Origin of the sequence: Sphingomonas olei (genome assembly GCF_045369765.1) — a bacterium.
Lineage (GTDB): Bacteria > Pseudomonadota > Alphaproteobacteria > Sphingomonadales > Sphingomonadaceae > Sphingomonas > Sphingomonas panaciterrae.
In genome coordinates this window covers 345,523-367,944 of record NZ_JBIQEU010000002.1, presented here as the reverse complement: position 1 = coordinate 367,944, position 22,422 = coordinate 345,523, and the positions used below count along the sequence as shown (strand labels likewise).

The following is a 22,422-nucleotide window of genomic DNA, read 5'->3' as shown; positions in this document are numbered from 1 at the left end:
GGTGGATGACGCGCCCCTGATTGCCGGCGTGGAGCTGGGCGGCACGAAATGCGTGCTGATCCTCGCGAAGGGGCCCGATGCAATCCTGGAGCGTGTCGAGCTGCCGACGAGAAAGCCGGAGGAGACACTCGCCGCGATCGAGGGGGTGATCGACAGTTGGCGCGGCTTCCAGGCCTTGGGAATCGCCAGCTTCGGACCAATCTCCATCGATCGCCGTGCTGCCGATTACGGTCACATCACATCGACGCCGAAACCGGGCTGGCGCGGCACGGACGTCGCGCGGCGCGTTGGCAGTCGGTACGGCGTTCCCACCGGCTTCGACACGGATGTCGTCGGTGCGGCGCTCGGCGAGGCGCGCTGGGGCGCCGCCGCGGGGCTGAGCGACCTGGCCTATATCACGGTCGGCACCGGCGTTGGCGTCGGGCTCGTGGCGCATGGTCGCCCGGTGGATGGGCTGACGCATGGGGAACTCGGCCATGTTCGTCCGGTGCGCATGGCAGGGGACGAATGGACGGGAAGTTGCCCGTATCACGGTGCCTGTGTGGAGGGGCTGGTGTCCGGCCCGGCAATTGCCGCGCGGACGGGGATGGCGGGGGCGGATGTGCCGCCGGATCATCCGGTCTGGGCCACTGTGACGCATGCCTTGGCGCAATTGCTGCACACCATTACGCTCACCGGCGTCCCGCGCAGGATCGTGCTGGGCGGCGGGGTAATGATCGGCAATCAGTTCCTCTTTCCGCAGATCCGTGCGGCGTTGCGCCATTCACTCGGCGGCTACGTCGCCCTTCCGGAAGTGGAGGATGTCGACACCTTTGTCGTCCCGCCGTCGCTCGGCAATAATGCGGGTCCGCTGGGCGCCATCGTGCTGGGCGAGCAGGCACTCGCTCGGACCTAGTTACATCGTACCTTTGCGCATTGTGATCGTGGCCTGTCCAAATGCATCGGCTGTGATCTGACGGCGAGAGATACGACTGGCGCCACCAAAACGGATTATCCCTTAAGAGACGCTGTGTTCGCTGCTCATTAATGCAATGTGTTGTTATGGGCGGGAGGTCAGTCGCGTGATGACCGGTTCAACATCGATGCGCCTGCTGATCGTCGATGATGATCCCTCCGTGCAGGAGATCTATCGCCGCAGCTTCGAAACTGATGGCGGCACTACCGGCGCGCCCGCTGAGGCCTTCCGCGGATCGCGCACGGGAAAATGGCCCATCCCGGCGTTTGATTGCACGTTCCACGATCAGGGGCTTGATGCCATTCAGGCCGTCGAGGCTGCCCTGGGCGAAGGCCGGCCCTATTCGGTCGCCTTCATCGACGTTCGGATGCCACCAGGCATTGACGGGAAGGAGACGGCCCGCCGCATACGGACGATCGATCCCGACATCCATCTGGTCATTGTCACCGGCTATTCGGACGTATCCTCGGCGGAAATCATCGAAGTGGCGGGGCCTCCCGACAAGCTGTTCTATCTGGCGAAGCCCTTTGAAGCTGCGGAGGTGGTGCAGACCGCGATCGCGCTCGGCAAGCGCTGGGACGTCGATCGCGAGCTTGCCGACGTGCGGGCCGATCTCGCGCGGCACATTGCGCTTCTTGAGCAGCAGGCAGCCGAGCTGGCGGCCAATGAGCAGCGCGCGATCCATGTCGCCAGCCATGATGCGCTGACCGACGCGCCCAACCGGCTGGCGTTTCAACATGCCCTGAACGAGCGGGTGCGCCGACCCGGCCCGTTCGCGGTCGCCATGGTCGACCTGGATCGTTTCAAGCTGGTCAACGACACGCTGGGGCACCTGGCGGGCGACGAGATGATCCGAGCCGTGTGCGCCATTCTTCAGCAGGCCGTTCCGCAGAACGGACTGGTTGCGCGGCTGGGCGGGGATGAATTCGGCCTGCTGTTCGACACTGTCGCCCCGGAAGCCGCGCTGATGGCTTGCGAGCGGATCGTCGCGGCGTGCGATGTTTCATTAAGGGTGATGGGCGATCCGGTGCACGGCTCCGTTTCGGCCGGCGTCATGGTGTCGCATGAAACGGGTGTGCGCGACCCTGTTGACCTGATGCGCAGGGCGGATCTTGCGCTCAACGAGGCGAAACGAAGCGGGCGCAATGCGGCGCGGCTGTTTGACGAAAGCCTTGATGAAGGAATCCGGCTGCGCCGCCAGATCGAGAGCAACCTCAGTCAGGCGATCGCGCGCGACGAATTGAGCATGTTGTTCCAGCCGATCGTGGCGACCGACACGTTCGAGGTCGTCGGGTTCGAGGCCTTGTTGCGCTGGCATGCGGTTGCGGGTGGGCCGATCAGCCCGGCCGCCTTCATTCCGATCGCCGAGGAATCGAACCTGATCCATGAGCTGGGCGATTGGGTGCTTGCCAGGTCGCTCGCTGTGCTGAAGGACTGGCCGGGGCAATATGTCTCGGTCAATTTCTCGCCACGTCAGTTTCGGCGGCACAATTTCGTCGGCTATGTCATGGAGCAGGTGCAGCGAGCCAATGTCGCGCCGCCGCGCCTTCAGATCGAGATCACCGAAACCGCCATCTTCGACGATGCGGAGCGTGCCGCCGACACCATGTACCGGCTGCGTCAGATGGGGTTTCGCATCGCGCTCGATGATTTCGGCACCGGCTATTCCAGCCTGTACAACATCCGCAAGTTCGCGCTCGACAGCCTGAAGATCGATCGCAGCTTCATCGATGGGATGATGCGCGAGCGAGAGTCGGTCGCCATCGTCCACTCGATCATCCATCTCGGGCAGGCGCTAGGGCTTGGCGTCATTGCGGAAGGCGTCGAGACCGATGGGCAAATGGCGATGCTGCGCGCCGCGGGGGCCAGCCACCTCCAGGGCTATCTGTTTGCCGTGCCGATCACGGCGGAGCACGCGGCTGCACTTGCGAAGTCAGGCATCACAGGCGTGAACGCCGCCGCCCCTTCAACCGTCGCGGAAAGCGGAGCCGCTGGTTGAGTTCGTACGCAAGTCGACAAGACATGCGACGCAGTCAGTAAGTCGGCACCCGAAGGAACCAGGTCAGTTTAGGTCAGCCCGCGGCCGGTGCAAGTGCGACCAGAGACGTCCACACTCGGCGTCAGGCGCGGGCCGCATTCCGGATTATCGGGGGCGACGCGCCAACAGCAACATGCCGCTCATCACCGTGACGGCACCGACGCCCGCGGCGCTAAGTAGAATGACGTTCGCATATTCCATCAACCATCCCCTCATATTCCGGCGAGCCGGCAATTATTATGCGGGGAAGTTGCCCTGACCTTGCCAATTACGCAAGCATGTATGTCGTCACACGATCAATTTGGCTGATTGGGGCAAGTCGGACATCGGGCCTCGGCAGACCGGCACGGCAGGATTAGCGTGACAGTCAAAGTCCCAAGCGCCCCGCCGCTGACGGACAAAAGGATTGATGGGCGAGGCGCCCGGCTACGAGCCTGGGACGCGGCATATGCCGATCCGTTTGCCTAATGTCGCTGCGGATGGATCATGACGCAAGCGCATCATTCTACACCTGCATCTACATGAGCGCCGCATCTGCGAAGGAGTTCGGATGGATGCGGCGCTCACTAGCGGCGCGCTCTGATTAGAGCCGTAGAGCCGATATGGGACTATTCACCAGATTTGTCCGAAAAGCAAGATGGGCGCCAGCCACGCCCTAGCGATGTGAGGCCAGGACGTTCGCCAGTGAGGCCGATCAGCCGCTACCAGCGATCCGCTGCGCCTTGTCTTGCGCCCATCAGACGCCCACCCGTCAGCATTGCCGAAACGAGCGGGTCGCCCGCGCGGGCAGGATCGTTGCGAATGGCGGCTTCCTCATTGCCGATCGCCCGCCAGATCACCTGTGCTACCTGGGTCGTGAGCGTCCTCTGAATGGCGCTGACGTTGATTCCGGTCGCAGCGCCGATGACGGGACCGAGAACAGACTGGCTGTCGAACTGACGCAATCCTCGGCCTACCTCGGGCAGCATGGCATCAAGGATCCGATCGCCGATGGCTTGTTGAAGATAACCCGTTGCTGCGGTTGGCCCGCCACGAACAATGCCGAGCGCGTCACTGAAGGTGAGGGACCGGATCGAGTTCAAGATCAGCGGGGCCGCACGGTCGGCCGCATCCGCGGCAATGCGATTGATCGCGAGCGTGAGCTCACGCTGCACTGGGGCCGAGCGGAGCAGCGCGCCCAACACAGCGCCGGATCGATCGCCTTCCACGCCCGGGATGGTCAGCCCGGCGGCAGGATCGTTGAGAAAACCAGTGTCTGATACAAGACCGGTCAGCGCACGCTCGCTCGAAATTGTCAGCAGCCGTCGCAATGCCTCCGTCATGTCGCCCGCCATGGCTGTCGTGGCACAGCCTGCCACCATCAGCCCCGGTAGCGCGATCCCCGCGCTGATCAGCAATGCGCGCCGCGTGAAATGAGTCATCCGTCACTCCCAACCTTGAAGCGCATCGCGATTGGGGGTGGCTTTCGGAACGCCCGCTGAACGGCGCTGATCGGGAGATGAGCGGCTACATTCTACTTCGGTAGAAAGGCCCGCGGATCATTCACCGAGGCAGTGATCAGCGCTTTTGAGCGACCGGGCAGCATCCGTACCGAGTGCCGATGAGTAAAAAGGGGGCGGCCGCGGCGGCGGAGTTTCCGCAAGGGAAACACCGACAGCGCGACCGCCTTGTTACGATTGAACGGTTATGACTTCGGAAGCTGGATCGTCGGTCCCAGGGCCGTGAGCACCTGGTTGGCGTTGAAGCTTCCCTTGCCCGTCGCTGGCCCACGCTGCATCAGGATATCTGCCTGCGCCTCGTATTTGGTGACGGTGCTGACATCGACGGTATCTGCCCAGAACGGATCGCCCGTCCACGGATTCCAGCTACGCCACCCGGCCGGTCCGTAATACCGCCATGCCGGGCGCCACCAGCCATAGGGCCCGGTGAACAGCGGGTCCGGTGTCAATTGCGTCTCGACGTCGCTTTCATTGACGTTGGTGAGGATCTTGAAGCTCTGATAGCCATTCTGCGCGGTCAGTTGCGCCGCCCGATAGAGGAGGTAATCGTCCACCGTCTTGCGCGACGTGTAATCGTTGCCGACGAACGTGACGCGGTAACGATCAGGCGCAAGTTGCGTGTCGGAATAGCCGCCGCTGACCTTACCGGAGCCCATCGGTTGATACGGCGTTGGCGTGGTCGCGCATCCTGCGAGTCCCCCAACGGAGATCGCCAGAGCGGCTGCGATGGTGGTTTTTCTGAAGGTCGTGGGCACGGACACGTCTCCTTTCTTATGTTTTCGGAACACAGATCGCGGTTGGTGCTACGGTGAGGTCATGAACGTGCTCCTCAATGGGCCATGAACAGACTGACATTGCTGTTGGTGGAGAGGGCCTGGGTCACACCGCCGAAAACCCGCTCCTGCAGCCGCGCGTGGCCGTAGGCGCCCATGACGATGTATGATGCGTCGGCCAGTGCCGCGGCCTCGGCGAGCACCTCGCTGGTGATCCGGTCGGATCGGGCCACTTCGCGGATATCCGACCTGATCTCGTAATAGCCGAGGTATTCGGCGGCATCCGTGGGCGAAAGTGCATGGGGCTTCGCTTCCTCGATATGCACGATCGTCACGTTTTCAGCCCGCGACAGGAGCGGGACGGCCGCGCACAGCGCGCGCGCCGCTTCCGCAGAACCATTCCACGCCACCATGGCATTGCCGTAAGCGTCGAAACGCGTGCCGCCAGGAGCGATCGCGAGGACCGGCGTGTTGCTTTGCGTGGCGAGCCGCGCTGGCGGGGGCGGCCGATCGCCAAGCTCGTCCTTCTGCGGAATGCTCACGATGGTCAGGTCGACCAGCGCCATGCGATCGAGCGCGCTACTGCGTGGATAGCGGGTGCCGGTGATCCACGTGCGCGGCGCGTCCGCGCGTTGCAGCTTGGCGTCGATCTCCTGCTTGTTCTTCGCCTCCCGCTCCCGCATGTCCTCGAGCAGATCGAACATCGGATAGACCCCACCAAAGGGATCCATCGCCACGAACGTATCCGGCGTGATCATCTGCAAGCAATGAAGATGGGCGTTGAAGGCGCCGGCGAGATTGAGCGCAGCTTCGACCCGATCGATCGTGCCGCTATCCTCATTCGCATAAAGCAGAATCGACCGCATCCTCTTCCCCGCGCCTTTGTGGGTGCCTGGATGAAGAAACTGGGCCTTTCTGCACCTGAACGGTATACGTAACGGTGCGTAAGGATGATCTAATCGAAGTCTTTAGAGCTGAACGTCACGCCATTCTGGTGATGACGGCACGGAACCGGCGCAGGGCAAAGACGAAGAATACAGCGCCAATTGCAGCAAGCGCGATCATCTGCGGCCAGACGACATCAATGCCGGCGCCGCGAAACAGGATCGCCTGACCCAGGCTGATGAAGTGCGTGGTCGGCGCCGCGAGCATCACGTTCTGAACAATTTCCGGCATGCTTTCCCGCGGCGTGATCCCGCCCGAGAGCATTTGCAGCGGCAGGAGGACAAGTACCGCAAGCATCCCGAACTGGGGCATGTTGCGCGCAACCGTCGCCATGAAGATCCCGATCGACGTGGTGGCGAACATCGCGAGCGTTGCGCCGGCGAAGAACAACGGCAGCGATCCCGCGATGGGGACATGCAGCAATCCGCGCACGACCAGCTGCGTCGACAGGAAGGATGCCACCAGGACGACCAGGCTCATCGACCACACCTTGCTCGCCATGATCTCGAACGGGGTCACGGGCATGACGAGGAGGTGCTCGATCGTGCCGTGCTCGCGCTCGCGGATCAGCGCCGCGCCGGTCAGGATGATGGCCAGCAAGGTGATCTGGTCGATCACCTGGACGAGGGCGCCGAACCAGATGGCGCTGAGCGTAGGATTGTAGCGCGCACGCACCTCCAGATCGACCGGCAGCGCGCTTTTGCCCTGTTGCCGGGCGACGAAGTTGTTCACCTCACCCAGCGCTATCTGCTGGATATAGCTGCTGCCGCTGAACGCCTGAGTCATCCGCGTGGCGTCGGTGTTCAGTTGCAGTTCCGCCGCGCGGTCGCGCAGCACGTCACGCTGGAAGTTGGTGGGAATGCGCAGCACGAACGTATAGCGTCCCGTGTCCAGACCGGGATCGATCTGGGCGCTATTGATGAGCATCGGCGGGGCGAACTGCGGGGGATAGAAGGCATCGATGATCCGCCGCGACAGCGGGGAGCGATCCTCATCGACAATCGCGATCGACGCCATGTGGAGCGTTTCCGGCATCGCCTTGGCCGAGGTGTAGATCACCCCGGTGAAGGTGAAGGCAATCAGCAGAAGCATCACGGGATCGCGCCACAGGCTCCACAGCTCCTTCATGCCGAGCCGGTATATGTTGGAGAGCGTGCGCATCGCCTCAGCGCTCCTGCTTGTGGAGCAACAGGATCGATGCTCCGGTGATGATCGGCCAGGCGAGCAGCAATCGCCATAGCGACGACCACAGGTCCTCGAAGCCCAGCCCTTTGTTGAACACGCCGCGGGTGATCGTGATCATGTGCGACGAGGGGTAGATTTCGCCAAAGATCCGCGCGCCGCCCTGCAACGAGGTCACGGGATCGATCATGCCGCCATAGGTCAGCGTCGGGATCAGCGTGCCGATCATGGCAAGGAACAGCGCGGCGATCTGGCTGCGGGTGACGGAGGAGGCGAGGAGACCGATGCCGGTGGAGACGAAGGAGAAAAGCAATGCGCCAACCGTGAGGGCCAGTAAGTTGCCGGTGATCGGAACGCCGAACACCCAGCGGCCCATGATCACCATGATCGCGAAGTTGATCATCGCCAGCGCGACGTAGGGAAGCTGTTTGCCTAGCAGGAATTCGCTCGGCGTCACCGGCGTCACGTAGAAATTGATGATCGATCCGGTTTCCTTTTCCCGGACGACGGCCATCGCCGCCAGCATGGCGGGCAGCATCAGCAGCAGAAGGGGAATGACGCTTGGCACCATCGCCGGCAGGCTGCGCACGTCGGGGTTGTAGCGGTAGCGGTTCTGCACCGTGACCGATCCGTCCGCGCCCGCGCGCGCCGCACCGGTCAGGCCCGCGTCGCGCATTTCTGTCGCCAGCCAGCGTTGATGCAGGCCCTGGATGTAGCCGCGGATCGTCTCTGCGCGCAGCGGCATCGAACCGTCGAACCATGCGGCGACGGGTTGGGGCGTTTCCCGCCGCAAATCACGTCCGAATCCCGGCGGGATCTCGATGGCCAGCGAAATGTCGCCACTGCGCATCCGTCGGTCCATGTCGTCGTAGCTGGTGATTGGCGGGCGCGGGATGAAATAAGTCGAGCTTGCGATCTCCTGCTCATATTGGCGGCTGGTGGTGGTCTGGTCCCGGTCCAGAACGGCAAAGCGGATGTTGTCGACGTCCAGGCTGATCCCGAACCCGATCACCAGAAGGAGGATCACCGAACCGGCGAGCGCGAGCGCCCCGCGCACCGGATCACGCTGAAGCTCCAGCGTCTCGCGCCAAAGGTAGCTGTACATCCGCCGCGGGCTGAAGCGGCGCATCGACGATGCGGCTTCCGGCGCCGTTGCTGTGGGCATCTGGATGGGGGCGTCTGCCGTCGCCTCATCGCTGGCCTCCTCCAGATAGGAGATGAACGCTTCTTCCAGCGTCGCGGCGCTGCGCTTCTCGATCAGTCGTTCCGGCGTGTCGCTGTCGAGCACCTTGCCGGCATCCATCATCGAAATGCGGTCGCAGCGCTCGGCCTCGTTCATGAAGTGCGTCGAGATGAAGATCGTCACCTGGTCGCGGCGGGACAGGTCGATCAGCAGCCGCCAGAACGTGTCCCGCGCGATCGGGTCCACCCCCGACGTGGGTTCGTCCAGGATCAGGATTTCGGGGCGATGGACCATCGCGACGGCGAGCGAAAGGCGCTGCCGCGCACCAAGGGGCAGGGCCGGCGGCAAGTCCTCCGCCGCATTGTCGAGGCCAAACCGCCGGATCATCTCGGCGCCGCGTTCCGCGATCTCCGCCGGCGGCACCGCAAACAGATGCGCATGAAGTTCCAGGTTCTGGCGCACCGTCAGCTCGCTGTAGAGCGAGAAGGCCTGGCTCATATAGCCGACCCGGCGCCGGACGTTGATGTCCTTGGGATCGATCGGCTTGCCGAACAGCTTCGCCTCGCCCTCGCTCGGCTCGAGCAGGCCGGTGAGCATCTTCATGGTCGTCGATTTGCCGCAGCCGTTCGATCCCAGGAACCCGAAGATCTCGCCGCGACCGATGCGAAAGCTGACGTGGTCCACCGCGACGAAGTCGCCGAAGCGCATCGTGAGATCGTTCGCCTCGATCGCGACGCTCTGCTCATTGAATTGCTGCTGCGGCTTCGTGACCGGCGTGTGATCACGCTTCTTCTCGTCGGGCAGCAGCGCGATAAAGGCTTCGTCCAGTCCCGGCGACGATGTCTGCGCCATCAGCTCGCCCGGCGTGCCCGTCGCCAGTACGCGGCCGTCGTCCATGGCGACCAGCCAGTCGAACCGTTCCGCCTCGTCCATATAGGCGGTCGCGACGACCACGCTCATGCCCGGGTTCTGTTCGCGGATCTCGCCGATGAGAATCCAGAATTTCGCACGTGCCAGCGGGTCGACGCCGGTGGTCGGCTCGTCGAGGATCAGCAGGCTCGGCTCGTGGATCAGCGCACAGCACAGGCCCAGCTTTTGCTTCATTCCACCGGAAAGCTTGCCTGCGGGACGCGAGAGAAAGTTCTCGAGCCCGGTGCTTCGGGTCAGTTGATGGATGCGCTGGCGCCGTTCTTCCGGGGGCTGCCCGAACAGCCGCGCGAAGAACTGCAGATTCTCCTCGACCGAGAGGGTAGGGTAGAGGTTCTTGCCGAGACCCTGCGGCATATAGGCGATCCGCGGGCAGACCAGGTCGCGGTGCGCCTTGTCACTCATGTCGCCGCCAAGAACCTCGACCTTGCCCTCCTGAATGGCACGCGCGCCCGCTATCAGCGAGAGCAGGCTGGACTTGCCGACGCCGTCCGGACCGATGAGGCCGACCATCTGCCTTGCCGGGAGAATGAGGTCGAGATTGTCGAGCGCGACCGTCCGGCCGTAGCGCAAGGTCACGTTTGACAGTCGCGCGACATGATCGTCGGCGGTGGTTGACGCATGGGGGGAGGCGCCCGGCGCCAGCATTGCTAATCCCTCACGACACGGGACAGGCTGGCCGGCCACGGCACGCCGGGATCGATCCTGACATAGGCTACGCCGGGGACCCCCGTTTTCACCAGGTTGACGTGGCGACGCAGAAGATCGGGATCGATGCGCGCTTTCACCCTGAACATCAGCTTCTCGCGCTCGCTGGATGTCTCCACGGTTTTGGGGGTGAATTGTGCGACGTCCGCGACAAAGCTGATCCGTGCCGGAACGTAGCGATCCGGCAGCGCGTCGAGAACGATGCGCGCCTCGTCACCCAGCGCGACCCGACCAGCGACCGTTTCGGGCAGGAAGAACACCATCGACACGTCCGATGGATCGATCATCGTCAGCACGCGGCCGCCAGCGGCCACAACTTCGCCGGGCTGCGCAATGCGGTACTGGATCCGGCCCGCGCGGGGCGCGCGCAGCACGCTGTCGTTGATGTCAGCCATGATCCGGTCGATCGTGGCGCCCGTCGCCTCGACGTTCGTGCCGGCCCCAACCACCTGGCTGCGGGCCGCGCGGATCGCAGAATCCACCGCGGCGACCTGCGCCTGAGCGGCGGCTACGGCTGCCGACGCGCCCTCGACCGCCGCCTGGTCATTGTCCCGCTCCTGCACCGGCGTCGCACCTTCCTTCGCGAGCGTGGAGGATCGTCCCAGTCGCTTGCGGGCAACGTTCAGTTCCGCCTCCCGCTGGCGAACGGTCGCCTGGGCAAAGGCCTTGTCGCTTTGCCGCTGCAGCACCTGCGCTTCGGTGATCTGGATGGCGTTCGTCGCCTCGGCAAGTTGCGCTCGCGCCTGCGCCAGTTGCGCCTGCAAGGCGTCCGTATCCATCGTGGCGACGATCTGTCCCTGACGCACGAACTGCCCCTCGCTGACGGTGATGTCGCGCAGGCGAGCCGGCATCTTGGCGGCAATGTCGATCTCGACCGCTTCGATCCGGCCGTTGCCGCTGACGATGCCGGCGGGGAGGCCCGATGGACGCATGGCTAGCCACAGCAGCACCCCGACGCCGACGATGGCCAGCGCGATCAGCCCGCGCGAAATCCAGCGGTTGTCCCGCAATTTGCTCATGGTGCCGGTGTCCTCCCCGTGGCGACAGCGTCTGAATCGAACACGGGCTGCGCGGCGAAACCGCCGCCGAGCGCGGCGTAGAGCGCAACTCCACTCGCCACCTCGGCACGACGTAGCTGCACCAGCAATTGCTGTGTGTCGAACAGGTCGCGCTGTGCATCGAGCACTTCGAGATAGGCCGAACGGCCATTATCGAAGCGCAAGGTCGCCAGCCGCGCACGCTCGGTCAGGGCGTCCAGCACACCGCGCGTCGTCTCGATCTGCAACGACAGCTGTCGCCGCCGCGCGAGCGCATCGGCAACATCGCGGAACGCGATCTGGATCGCGCGCTCATATTCGGCCACCGCCAAGATCTTTCTGGCCTCCGCCACGTCAAGGTTGGCCCGCAATCGGCCCGCATTGAAGATCGGCAGCGTCAGCGATGGCGCGAAGCTCCAGACCCCCGTCGGCGAACTGAACAGGTCGCCAAGGCTGGTGCTGGCGATCCCTCCTCCCGCGGTAAGCGTGATGTTAGGGAAGAACGCGGCGCGCGCAGCGCCGATGTTCGCATTGGCCGCCAGCAACTGACGCTCCGCCGCTACGATGTCCGGCCGGTTGGTGAGCAGATCGGACGGCAGCCCCGGCGGCAGCTGAAGATAGGTGGTGATCTGCGCGAAGCGCCGATCCGATGCGGTCAATGTCACCGGCTGGCCAACGAGAAGCGCGAGCGCGTTGCGATTGACCTCCTGATCCTGCTCGAGAGCCTGAAGCGCGGCGCGCGCCTGACCCAGCAACGCCTGCGCCTGCGTCATGTCGAGCTTGCTTCCCGATCCCACCTCGTAGCGTCGCCGGACGATCCGCAGCGACTCCTCGCGCGTGGAGATCGTAAGGCGGGCGAGATCGGCGCGTTCCTGATACTCCCGTTCGAGCAGATAGCCGTTTGCAACCTGCGCGATCAGTTGCGTGGCAACCCCGCGGCGCGCCTCTTCCGTCGCGAGATACTGCCAGCGCGCGGCATCGCGCAGATTGCGCAGCCGGCCCCAAAAATCGATCTCCCACGCCGCATTCGCCTGAACGCCGATGGAGCGAACGTCGACCGGCGTCGCTGCGCTGCCTGGCAGGTTGTACAGCGTCCGGCCCCGCGTGGCGGCGACAGCACCATCGATCTGCGGGTAGAGCGCTGCGCCCTGGATCCGCCATGCGCCCCGAGCCTCCAGAACGCGGGCAGCCGCCACGCGAATGTCGCGATTGTTGGCCAGGGCGAGTGCGATCAGGCGTTGCAGTTCCGGATCGCGGAAGAAGGCTTGCCAGCCGATCGCCGCGATGGTCGCACCGCCGGGGTTCGTCCCCGGGAAGCGCGGCGGCACTGGCGCGGCCGGGCGAACATGTTTCGGCGCAAAGGAGCAGCCGCCAAGAGTGAACAGGATGAGCGCGATCGGCACGATCCGCGACCGCGTCTTAGTCCGAGCGGTCGTGCCACAGATCGTCATTCCTGTTGCACCTGATGCGATCCCTTGGCTCGAGATGGCGCAGCGCCGCTCGCGCTCGTGCGCGACATTGCGTCTTGGTTGGGCGCCCGGGGCGCATCCCCGATGGCCGGGCACGACCGGCGTGCGCGTCTGACGGGTGTCACCGACCCGCCCTGATCCGCCAATCAGGGGTTTTGCCTATATCGTTGGAAACAACTTGCCCGTCACTCTGCCCCGGTCACGACGGCGGTATGCTGGGCAATGAGCGGAAGAGGATCCGCTCCATCCTGGTGCGCTACCGGTAACCAACAATCGAGATTGTCTTCGAATGTACCAAAATTTATGTTAAGCAAAGAGTTGCCGCGCGCTGGGGAAATGGTGCGGCACTAGGAGAGCCGATGCACTCCATACGTGGGGCTTCATTGCGCGCGGGGCTTACTGGCTGCGGCATCGCCGTGGGGGTGGTCGGGCTGGCTGCATTGGTGCAACATGCACTCAATAAAGGGCCGCCCCCAGCGGCCCCATTTCTTCTGTTCTTCTTCGCAATTTCCGTCACCGGCATGCTGGCGGGGCCGTTCTGGGCCGGTGTGGCGGCTGCGCTCTCCGCCGCGGTGACCTCATGGATAGGATGGTTGCCGAGTACGGATGAGCTGCGGCTTCTGCTGCTGTTCGGTCTGTCGTCCGGTAGCGTCGTTGCCCTGTCCTACCTTCATTCCGCCCGCGCGGCGCGCGAACGCACGGCGGCGCATGAGCTGAACCTGCTGATCGAGGGAGCGACCGGTTACGCCATTTATATGTATGATGCGGCCGGTCGTGTTTCGGTGTGGAACGAAGGAGCGCGCCGGTTGATGGGCTGGAACGCCGACGAGGTCATCGGCAAGCATTGCTCCATCTTCTACACGCAGATGGCAGTGGCCGAGGGGGTGCCGGATCATCACCTTCGTACTGCGGCTGTGAAGGGGGCGGTCAGGGGCGAGGATTGGCATGTCCGAAAGGATGGATCGCGGTTCCTAGCATCGTTCAACCTCAAGGCGTTCTATGATCAATCGGGAACGCTGCGCGGCTATGGAAAGCTGATCCGCGACATCACGCAGCAGCGCGCCGAGCAGTTCAGGGCTGCGGCCAGCGAGAACCATTATCGCTCGATCCTGGCGACCGTGCCGGACGCAATGGTGGTGACAAATCGCGCTGGCAACATCCTGTCCTTCAGCGCGGCGGCAGAACGCCTCTTCGGGCTGTCCGAAAGCGAAGTCGTGGGCACGAGCTTCCAGCGGCTGATCGCGTCGTCCGACCCGCAGGGAAGAGTGGGGGATCTCGAATATTACCTCGCCGCAACGCGCAACAGTAGCGATGGCGTGGGCTCAACCTTGCTCGGGCGAAAAGGCGATGGGTCGACCTTTCCGTTGCAGCTGGCGGTTGGCCAAGCCGTGACCGAAGGGAAGCCGATCTTCACCGCGTTCATCCGCGATCTGACCGAGCACCGTCGCACGCAGGAACGGCTGGAGGAACTGCGCGCCAGCCTCGTTCATGCCGCACGGGGGAGCGCGATGGGCACAATGGCCTCCACCTTACGGCATGAATTGAACCAGCCGATTACGGCGGTCGTCAATTACATGCGCGGCATCCGAAACCTTCTGCGGGAGGGAAATGAGGAGGACCGTGACATGATCGACGACGCACTGGCGGAGGCGATGCGCGAAGGTCTGCGGGCGGGTGATATCCTGCGGCACCTCCATGACTTCGAAAGCCGCGGCGAGATGGAGTTGACGGTGGAGGATCTGCCGCAACTGATCGAAGAGGCGGCACAACTGGCGCTGATCGGTGCGCGTGAACGCGGGATCTGGGTCACCTTCGACATCGACGCCAATGCATCGCCCGTCCTGGTGGACCGCATTCAGATCCAGCAGGTGCTGATCAACCTGATCCGGAACGCGATCGAGGCGATGGCGGAATCGCCAGAGCGCCACCTGTCGGTGTCGACGCGGGTCGAGGACGACGGATGCGTGAAAGCCACCGTTGCCGACACCGGATCGGGCATTGCCCCGCAGGTTGCGGCGACGCTGTTTCGTGCGTTCAACAGTACGAAGGCCGGCGGCATGGGACTGGGGCTGTCGATTTGCCGGACGATCGTGGAGGCGAGTGGCGGCAGGATCTGGGCCGAGCCGCGCGAGGGCGGGGGTACGGCGTTTCACTTTACCATGGTTCAGGCCGATCGGGAGTTGGCAGAATGAACGACAAACGCTTGGTGCACATCATCGATGACGAGGCGGCGGTCCGGCGATCGGCCAGCTTCATGCTCAAGACGCTCGGCTTCGCCACGCGAACGTGGGAGGGCGGGACTGCCTTTCTGAAGGAGGTGCGGCATGCGGAAAACGGCTGCATCCTCCTCGACGTCCGCATGCCGGACATCGACGGGCTGGCGGTGCAACAGCAATTGATTGAACGCGGCATCGCCATGCCGGTGATCGTGCTGACCGGTCACGGGGACATCACCATCGCGGTCAAGGCGATGAAGGCGGGCGCCGTCGATTTCATCGAAAAGCCATTTGATGGCGACGTGCTGCTTGCCGCGCTGGAGCATGCGTTCGAACGGCTGGAGAAATCGGCAGACGCGCTGACCCGGGCGGCCAACGCTGACCTCGCACTGGGTGCCCTGTCGCCGCGCGAGCGGGAAGTGCTGGCGGAGCTTGCCGAGGGGTTTCCCAACAAGACAATCGCTTACGACCTCGGAATCTCGGTGCGCACGGTGGAGGTGCATCGCGCGAACGTGATGACCAAGCTGAAGGCGCGCAGCCTGTCCGACGCGCTGCGGATCGCATTTGCCGCCGGCCTGGGCAGCCCGCGGACCTAATACCGGCGCGGTTCTGCTGGGCGTCACGGGCCCCTGAAGCGCACCAACGGTCGTGCGCCATCGTCCCGCGCGCCCATCCCAGATCGGGGCTTTCGCGAGCTTAGGTACTCTTCCCAATATTCCGAAAAACGCGGCGTCCCTAGCTGTTGATCGGCAGCAATAAAGACTGAAGTCTGCGGAGCGTATCGCGGCACGTCAGGATACGGATCACCTCCTTGCACGTGTGCACGTCGCTTCTCGAGGCCCGGTTGCCTTGCAGCCCACCTGCCCGTGCGTGAAAGCGGCTCCCCCCGGCCGCCGGCGCAGCGTCTGCATCGCCACCGGTGCACGGGCAGGTGATTTTTTCCGGCGCCCGGACCACGTGGTCCTGAACGCCGCCTTCACGATTTTCACGGCCGGAGTTCGGGACGATGAGCACGCAAGCGGATCTGCCAGCGAAGACGCGGTCGAGCGGCGAGGCGCCACTGGGTTGGCTGCGCAGCGAGATCGACCGATTGTTCGAGAATTTCTCCTCGCCCGCACGCAGTGCGTTCGGATCACGCCTTGGCAGCCTCGCTGCGCTCGACGGCATGTTCAGCCTGCCGGCGTTGGAGATGACGGAGAAGGACAAGGAATATCGACTCTCGGCCGAGATCCCCGGCATGTCGGAGGACCAGATTGACGTCAGCGTCGCCGACGGAATCCTGACGATATCGGGAGAGAAGCGCGATGAGGAGGATCGCAAGGACGGCGACTACATGCTGCGCGAGCGCCGCTATGGATCGTTCGTCCGCAAGATCAATCTTCCCAAGGACGTCGATCCAAATGCGGTGAGCGCGCATGTCGACAAAGGCGTGCTGATCATCACCTTGCCCAAGGACGAAAAGGCCGGCGAGCAGAAGCGCCGCATCCCGATCTCGTCGCAGAAATGAGGCTGCGACGCCCGCGCCTGGCCGAAGAAGCCGGGCGTCGCTGGCACCGGCAAAGCAGAGGAGAGTGCATGTGGCTGATCTGATTGTTGCCGGCTTTGACGATCCGCATGAGGCTGATCGCGTCCTCACCCAGTTGCAGCGGATGCAGCGGGAATATCTGATCGATCTGGAGGATGCGGTCGTCGCCATTCGGCAGCCGGACGGAAAGGTGCGGCTGAAGCAGAGCTACAACATGGTTGGCACCGGTGCTGCCTCCGTCGGGCTGTCCGGCGCCTTGTGGGGCACATTGGTGGGATTGCTGTTCCTGAACCCCCTGGCCGGGATGGCGGTGGGTGCGGCGGTCGGCGCCGGGGCGGGCGCGCTTTCCGGGTCGCTGATGGACTATGGCATCGACGACAATTTCATCCGCGAGCTTTCCGATACGCTGAAGCCGGACACCTCGGCGATCTTCGTGCTGGTGCGCAAGGTTCAGGCGGAAAAGGTGCTGAGCGAATTGTCTGATGTGCGCGGCCGCGTGCTGCGCTCTTCCTTGTCGCCCGACCAGGAAAAGCGGCTGCAGGAGGCGTTGATGCAGGTGTCGAAGGACCAAGAGAACGCAAGCAGCGCGGCGGCCAATTGACCAGGTGGGACGCGGCCTGTCTGCGGCGCAAATTGGCCTCACCGGCAGCATGGGCGGCCTGGTCGCGGCCGATGGGCGCGCCGCTGTGGCCAGATCGCCCATCGTCGGACGCGAAGGGTTGAAGAAGCAAGCGATCTGAAGTGAACTGGACGGCAGTTCGATCGCGACCATCCGGTTCCGGATCACACGACAGGCAAAGGAAGATCAAACATGAAGCCAGGCTTGTTTCTTGCCCCCTTGCTGCTGCTGGTCGCGGGATGTGACGGCACGACGGTCACGCAGGAAGCCGAACAGATCAACGTGGGCAATTACGCCAAGGAAGTGCTGGCGCTGCCCGAAGGCGATCTGCGCATCGTCCTGTTCCGGGCGATCCAGGACGCAGGGGTGCCGTGTCAGGGGGTGGTCAGTGCGGAGCAGGTCGGGACCAATCCGAACCGGCCGCAGTGGCGCGCGAAATGCACCGATGGCAGCTATAACCTGGTGACCGTGGATCCGAACGGCACCGCGCTGGTGATCAGCCCCAAGTCGCCCTGACCTTCGCCAACCAGGCCGGCGGGACAGGGGCAGGGGCCGGCTTGCGCGCCAGACGATGAAGGGAATGGATCATGTCGCAGGTCGTGTTCCGCGCCGACCCCTCGCATGTCGTGTTGCGGCCGTTCACCCCGGCCGACAATCCGTTTCCCAGTCGCGACGTTCCGCAGCAGCGCACGGCATTGGTGGTCGACCGTGTCAGGGCGCTGCCGCCCGCGACGGTCAAGCTTGAGCTGAACAAGCTGAAGGCGCAGCTGGCGAAGCGGCATCGTCAGGTGGACATGCTGCTGGAGCGGCGGTTCTATGCGGCGATTTCCCCGTCGGGTAGCGATCATACGCTGAGCGATGAACAGGTGCAGCTGATCGGCGGGTACCTGCTGGAGGAATATGCCGTCGAGGCGGCGGCGCTGTTCAATCCCAGCATCACCATCCACCCCGACCAGACCGACCTGCCGGCCAAGTCGATCCGCGTGCTGCTGACGCTCCGCGCGGTCGGCGAGGGGCATGTATCCTCCATCGTGTTCCGTGTCGGCACCGTCGGCCCGGGCGGCAAGGTCTGGTTCGAGGCCCCGGCCGAGCAGCTGGTGTCGGCCAAGTCGAGCCCGATCCCCGGGGGTGGGCGCGACGATCCGGCGATCCGGTTCGAGTGCGGGCCAGACCCTGACCTCTCGCGCTTCGTCCTGTTTCCCGTCGCCCCCGGGCATCGCCGGGGGCTGGAGGATCTCCGACTGACGCGCTTCATCGAGGACGATGGCAGCGTCGTTTATTATGGCACCTATACCGGCGTGGCGCCGGACGCGATCCGGCAGGAATTGATGCGCACGGTCGATTTTCGCACCTTCGATCTGGTGCCGCTGGAGGGCCGCTATGCGCACACCAAGGGCATGGCGCTCTTTCCCCGGCGGGTAGGCGGCTATTTTGCCATGCTGGGCCGGCAGGACCATGAGAATATCTGGCTGTTGACCTCCAACGACCTGTACCGATGGAACCGCGGCGAGGTGATCATCAAGCCGCGCTGGCCGTGGGAGTTCATCCAGATCGGCGTGTGCGGGCCACCGATCGAGATCGATGAGGGATGGCTGGTCATCACCCATGGGGTGGGCACGATCCGTAGCTACAGCCTGGGCGCCTGCCTGCTCGACAAGGACGATCCCAGCAAGGTGCTGGCGCGAACCGAGGAACCGATCCTGACGCCGATGGAGGGCGAGCGCGACGGCTATGTCCCGAACGTCATCTACAGCTGCGGGGCGCTGGTCCACGACGGCTGGCTGATCCTGCCGCATGGCGTGGCGGACACTTATGCCACGGTGACGACGATGAAGGTCGCGGACCTGCTCGCCCGCATGCGCTGACCGGCCACGTGTTATTGCGGATGTCGGTTGCCGGCAGGGTGAGCCAGCATGTGGCAATGACCGACATGATCGATGGTGTCGCGCGCGACCAGGCGAGCCAGCCTGCAAGGCTGGTCGTCGCGCTGGATGAACTGCGCGCGACCGACGTGCCGCTGGTGGGCGGCAAAAATGCATCGCTGGGCGAGATGCTGCACGAGCTGAAAAGCCAGGGCATCCGCGTGCCCGACGGTTTTGCGACGACGGCCGACGCCTATCGCTATCTCCTGTCCGCGGCGGACCTCGGCGGCCAGATTGCGGAGGCGATCGGGGCGATGCGCGGCGGGCGCGCCACGCTGGCCGATACGGGCGAAGCGATCCGGATGCATTTGCTGGAAGCGGACCTGCCGGGGCCGCTCGCCGATGCGATCGTCGGCGCCTATCGCGACCTGGGTCGCCGCCACGGGATCGCGCGGCCATCGGTGGCGGTGCGTTCAAGCGCGACGGCCGAGGACCTGCCCGATGCAAGCTTTGCCGGGCAGCAGGAGACATTCCTGAACGTGCGCGGCGAGCGGGCGCTGCTGGAGGCGTGCCGGCGCTGCTACGCCTCGTTGTTCACCAATCGCGCGATCAGTTATCGTGAGACCAAAGGCTTCGACCATCAGTCCGTCGCCTTGTCGATCGGCGTCCAGTTGATGGTGCGATCCGACCTTGCAGGATCGGGCGTGATGTTCACCCTCGACCCCGAAACCGGCTTTCCCAATGCCGCGGTGGTCAGCGCTGCCTGGGGACTTGGCGAAACGGTGGTGCAGGGGAGTGTCGATCCCGACATCTTCACCGTGTTCAAGCCGCTGGCGAACGATTCCCGTTTCGTCCCGATTGTCGAGCACAAGCTGGGCGCGAAGGCGCAGAAGATGATTTTCCACCAGGGCGGCAGCGCGCGCACCAAGACGGTGGATACATCGCGGACCGAGCGGGCGACCTTCGTCCTGAGCGATGCCGAGGTGCTGCAGCTGACCCGCTGGGCCGTGCTGATCGAGCAGCATTACGGCCGACCGATGGACATCGAATGGGCCAAGGACGGCGAGACCCAGGAACTGTTCATCGTCCAGGCTCGCCCGGAAACGGTGCAATCCGCGCGGCGGGGCGAGGTGGTGCGGACGTGGCATTTGAAGGAAAAGGGCCCCGTGCTGACCACCGGCGCTGCGGTCGGCGACATGATCTGTTCGGGCGAGGCGTGCATCATCCGCTCGCCTGCCGATATCGGATCGTTCCGCGACGGATCGATCCTGGTGGCGGAAACAACCGATCCCGACTGGGTGCCGATCATGCGCCGGGCGGCGGGGATCATCACCGATCATGGCGGGACCACAAGCCATGCGGCGATCGTCAGCCGCGAACTGGGCGTGCCGGCGGTGGTGGGCACCGGGGACGCCACCTCGCTGATCGCGGATGGCGCCGAGATCACCCTGTCGTGCGGCGAAGGCGACATCGGCAAGGTCTATGCCGGCGAGCTTGCCTATACGATCGACGAGATTGCGGTCGCCGACTTGCCGCAGGTGCACACCGAGCTGATGATCAACTCGGGTGACCCGGCGCAGGCATTCCGCTGGTGGCGGCTGCCGATCCAGGGCGTCGGCCTTGCGCGGATGGAGTTCATCGTCTCCACGTTGATCAAGGTGCATCCAATGGCGCTGATCCACCCGGATCAGGTGACCGACGAGAACGATCGCCGCGCCATCGACCGGCTGATCGCCGGGCATAGCAGCGGGGCGGATTTCTTCGTCGAAACGCTGGCGAGCGGGATCGCAAAGATCGCGGCGGGGCAGATGCCCAAGCCAGTGATCGTCAGGCTCAGCGATTTCAAGACCAACGAATATCGCCATCTGCTGGGCGGGGCGGCGTTCGAGCCGGTGGAGGCCAACCCGATGCTCGGGTTCCGCGGTGCATCGCGCTACGCCCATCCGCGCTACCGCGACGGTTTCGCGCTGGAATGCCGGGCGCTGCGGCGCGCGCGCGAGAAGCTGGGCATGACCAACATCATCGTCATGGTCCCGTTCTGCCGCACGATCATGGAAGCGGAGGCAGTGCTGGCGGAAATGTCCCGCCACGGGCTGGAGCGGTCCGACGGGGGTTTGCAAATCTACATGATGTGCGAAATACCGTCGAACGTCGTGCTGGCGGAGGAATTCAGCCAGCGGTTCGACGGCTTCTCGATCGGGAGCAATGACCTGACGCAGCTGGTGCTTGGCGCGGATCGCGATTCCGATCTGCTCTCCACCCTGTTCGATGAACGCGATCCCGCGGTGCTTCGCACGATCAGCGACTTCATCCGTCGCGCCCATGCCGCGGGCCGCAAGGTCGGCATCTGCGGCCAGGCGCCGAGCGACCATCCGGAATTCGCCGCCTTTCTGGTCGGCGAGAAGATCGATTCCATCTCGCTCAATCCGGATTCGTTCGTGCGGACCCTGGGGCATGTCGCGAAGGCGGAAGCGACCTTTGCCGGGGCATGATGGCAAAGGTCGTCACGCTTACGCTCAACCCCTCGCTTGACGTCAGCACCTCTACTCGGGAGGTCCGGCCGACCGACAAGCTGCGCTGTGCGGAGCCAGCCTATTACCCGGGCGGCGGCGGGATCAACGTCGCTAACCTGATCCACGCGCTGGGCGGCGACGTGCTGGCGGTGGTGACCGCCGGCGGCCCGTTTCGGGCCCGCTTCGAGGACCTGCTGCTGCGTACGGGTACGCCCTTCGCCTTCATTCCCATCGCGGGGGACACGCGCGCGAACCTGACCGTCGCCGAGGGGCAGAGCGGCAACGAATACCGCTTCGTCATGCCGGGCCCGGTGCTCAGCGCCGCGGAACAGCAAAGCTGCATCGACCGGGTGAAAGGGGTGCGACCGCCGCCCGAGTTCGTGGTGATCAGCGGCAGCCCGCCGCCCGGGGTAGGACCGGAGCTGATCGAGCAGCTGGGCGAGTGGTGCAACATGGTGGCCGCGCGGCTGATCCTGGACCTGCCGGGCGATCATCTGCGCACCAGCGGCGCGCGGCGACCGTTTCTGATCAAGCCCAATCTGCGCGAGCTGGAACTGCTGGTCGGCCGCAAGCTGATGGGCGAGGCGGAGGAGGCAGCGGCGGCGGCCGCGCTGGTCGAGACGGGGTTTGCCGAGGTCGTGCTGGTATCGCTCGGGCCGCGCGGGGCGCTGCTGGTGAGCCGGGAGGGCGCCGAGCGGATCGTGGCGCCGGCGGTCGAGGTGCGCAGCGCGGTCGGCGCGGGCGATGCGATGGTTGGCGGCACGACATGGGCGCTGTCGCAGGGGTGCTCGCTGGGTGAGGCGGCGCGGTTCGGGGTCGCCGCCGGCTCCGCCACGCTCCTTACCAGTGGCACGCAGGTTGCGGCGCCAGAGGCGATATACGGCCTGTTCGAAGGGCTCCGGCCCGAGCGATCGGTGCTGGCGACGCGCTCACGGCCCGCCCGATCGTCGATCGATCGGGACTCTACGTAA

At 64.6% G+C, this 22,422-nt stretch carries 18 protein-coding genes; 11 read left to right on the top strand and 7 right to left on the bottom strand.

Going from position 1 to position 22,422, the window contains the following annotated elements; genetic code table 11:
• Position 1 precedes the first annotated feature (1 nt).
• Both ACH0BU_RS04360 and ACH0BU_RS04355 read left to right on the top strand, forming a co-directional pair.
• On the top strand, positions 2 to 895 hold the full coding sequence (locus tag ACH0BU_RS04360; protein ID WP_296222714.1) for an ROK family protein: 894 nt from the start codon (positions 2 to 4) through the stop codon (positions 893 to 895).
• 169 nt (positions 896 to 1,064) lie between these two features.
• The gene (locus ACH0BU_RS04355) at positions 1,065 to 2,954 is read left to right on the top strand and encodes an EAL domain-containing protein (RefSeq protein ID WP_500263806.1); all 1,890 of its coding nucleotides are present in this window, start codon (positions 1,065 to 1,067) and stop codon (positions 2,952 to 2,954) included.
• A 740-nt stretch (positions 2,955 to 3,694) separates the two neighbouring features.
• Here the strand turns inward: ACH0BU_RS04355 and ACH0BU_RS04350 are convergent.
• The 3 genes from ACH0BU_RS04350 to ACH0BU_RS04340 form a co-directional block, all read right to left on the bottom strand.
• Positions 3,695 to 4,390 carry a DUF4197 domain-containing protein gene (locus tag ACH0BU_RS04350; RefSeq protein WP_500263805.1) on the bottom strand — a complete coding sequence of 232 codons (696 nt, stop codon included), beginning with the start codon at positions 4,388 to 4,390 and terminating at the stop codon, positions 3,695 to 3,697.
• 287 nt (positions 4,391 to 4,677) lie between these two features.
• A complete protein-coding gene (locus ACH0BU_RS04345) occupies positions 4,678 to 5,247 on the bottom strand; it encodes a CC0125/CC1285 family lipoprotein (protein WP_296219458.1) in 570 nt (189 codons plus the stop codon).
• A gap of 74 nt (positions 5,248 to 5,321) precedes the next feature.
• Entirely contained in the window at positions 5,322 to 6,023 is a 702-nt protein-coding gene (locus ACH0BU_RS04340) for a universal stress protein (protein WP_500263819.1), read from the bottom strand.
• 9 nt (positions 6,024 to 6,032) lie between these two features.
• On the opposite strand from ACH0BU_RS04340, the gene ACH0BU_RS04335 reads away from it, so the two are divergent.
• Entirely contained in the window at positions 6,033 to 6,203 is a 171-nt protein-coding gene (locus ACH0BU_RS04335; protein ID WP_164518887.1) for a hypothetical protein, read from the top strand.
• 43 nt (positions 6,204 to 6,246) lie between these two features.
• Here ACH0BU_RS04335 and ACH0BU_RS04330 read toward each other — a convergent pair whose 3' ends face one another.
• Genes ACH0BU_RS04330 through ACH0BU_RS04315 form a run of 4 tightly spaced genes read right to left on the bottom strand, consistent with a single transcriptional unit; the run spans position 6,247 to position 12,650 of the window.
• Entirely contained in the window at positions 6,247 to 7,371 is a 1,125-nt protein-coding gene (locus ACH0BU_RS04330) for an ABC transporter permease (RefSeq protein WP_296219452.1), read from the bottom strand.
• Between the two features lie 4 nt (positions 7,372 to 7,375).
• The gene (gene rbbA, locus ACH0BU_RS04325) at positions 7,376 to 10,150 is read right to left on the bottom strand and encodes a ribosome-associated ATPase/putative transporter RbbA (RefSeq protein WP_296219450.1); all 2,775 of its coding nucleotides are present in this window, start codon (positions 10,148 to 10,150) and stop codon (positions 7,376 to 7,378) included.
• 2 nt (positions 10,151 to 10,152) lie between these two features.
• Positions 10,153 to 11,229, bottom strand: coding sequence for an HlyD family secretion protein (locus ACH0BU_RS04320; protein ID WP_296219448.1), 1,077 nt, complete (start codon positions 11,227 to 11,229; stop codon positions 10,153 to 10,155).
• Positions 11,226 to 12,650 carry an efflux transporter outer membrane subunit gene (locus tag ACH0BU_RS04315; protein ID WP_296219446.1) on the bottom strand — a complete coding sequence of 475 codons (1,425 nt, stop codon included), beginning with the start codon at positions 12,648 to 12,650 and terminating at the stop codon, positions 11,226 to 11,228. The genes ACH0BU_RS04320 and ACH0BU_RS04315 overlap by 4 nt, the downstream gene beginning before the upstream one ends.
• Before the next feature lie 659 nt (positions 12,651 to 13,309).
• Between ACH0BU_RS04315 and ACH0BU_RS04310 the strand changes: the two genes are divergently transcribed.
• The 8 genes from ACH0BU_RS04310 (at position 13,310) to ACH0BU_RS04275 (ending at position 22,422) form a co-directional block, all read left to right on the top strand.
• A complete protein-coding gene (locus ACH0BU_RS04310; protein ID WP_231621999.1) occupies positions 13,310 to 14,908 on the top strand; it encodes a PAS domain-containing sensor histidine kinase in 1,599 nt (532 codons plus the stop codon).
• Positions 14,905 to 15,528, top strand: a complete 624-nt coding sequence (locus tag ACH0BU_RS04305; protein ID WP_046410705.1) for a response regulator transcription factor — start codon at positions 14,905 to 14,907, stop codon at positions 15,526 to 15,528. Before ACH0BU_RS04310 ends, ACH0BU_RS04305 begins: the two co-directional genes overlap by 4 nt.
• A 410-nt stretch (positions 15,529 to 15,938) precedes the next feature.
• Positions 15,939 to 16,439 carry an Hsp20/alpha crystallin family protein gene (locus ACH0BU_RS04300; protein WP_136451232.1) on the top strand — a complete coding sequence of 167 codons (501 nt, stop codon included), beginning with the start codon at positions 15,939 to 15,941 and terminating at the stop codon, positions 16,437 to 16,439.
• A gap of 70 nt (positions 16,440 to 16,509) precedes the next feature.
• Positions 16,510 to 17,058 (top strand): DUF1269 domain-containing protein, encoded by a 549-nt coding sequence (locus ACH0BU_RS04295; protein WP_500263804.1) that lies wholly within the window; start codon positions 16,510 to 16,512, stop codon positions 17,056 to 17,058.
• 210 nt (positions 17,059 to 17,268) lie between these two features.
• Complete coding sequence (locus ACH0BU_RS04290; protein WP_136451231.1) at positions 17,269 to 17,592, top strand: hypothetical protein; 324 nt, start codon at positions 17,269 to 17,271, stop codon at positions 17,590 to 17,592.
• A gap of 71 nt (positions 17,593 to 17,663) precedes the next feature.
• A complete protein-coding gene (locus ACH0BU_RS04285; protein ID WP_296219440.1) occupies positions 17,664 to 18,941 on the top strand; it encodes a glycoside hydrolase family 130 protein in 1,278 nt (425 codons plus the stop codon).
• A 65-nt stretch (positions 18,942 to 19,006) separates the two neighbouring features.
• Positions 19,007 to 21,430: a phosphoenolpyruvate synthase gene (ppsA, locus tag ACH0BU_RS04280; RefSeq protein WP_500263818.1), complete on the top strand. Its 2,424-nt coding sequence runs from the start codon at positions 19,007 to 19,009 to the stop codon at positions 21,428 to 21,430.
• A complete protein-coding gene (locus ACH0BU_RS04275) occupies positions 21,430 to 22,422 on the top strand; it encodes a 1-phosphofructokinase family hexose kinase (RefSeq protein WP_164518886.1) in 993 nt (330 codons plus the stop codon). The genes ppsA and ACH0BU_RS04275 overlap by 1 nt, the downstream gene beginning before the upstream one ends.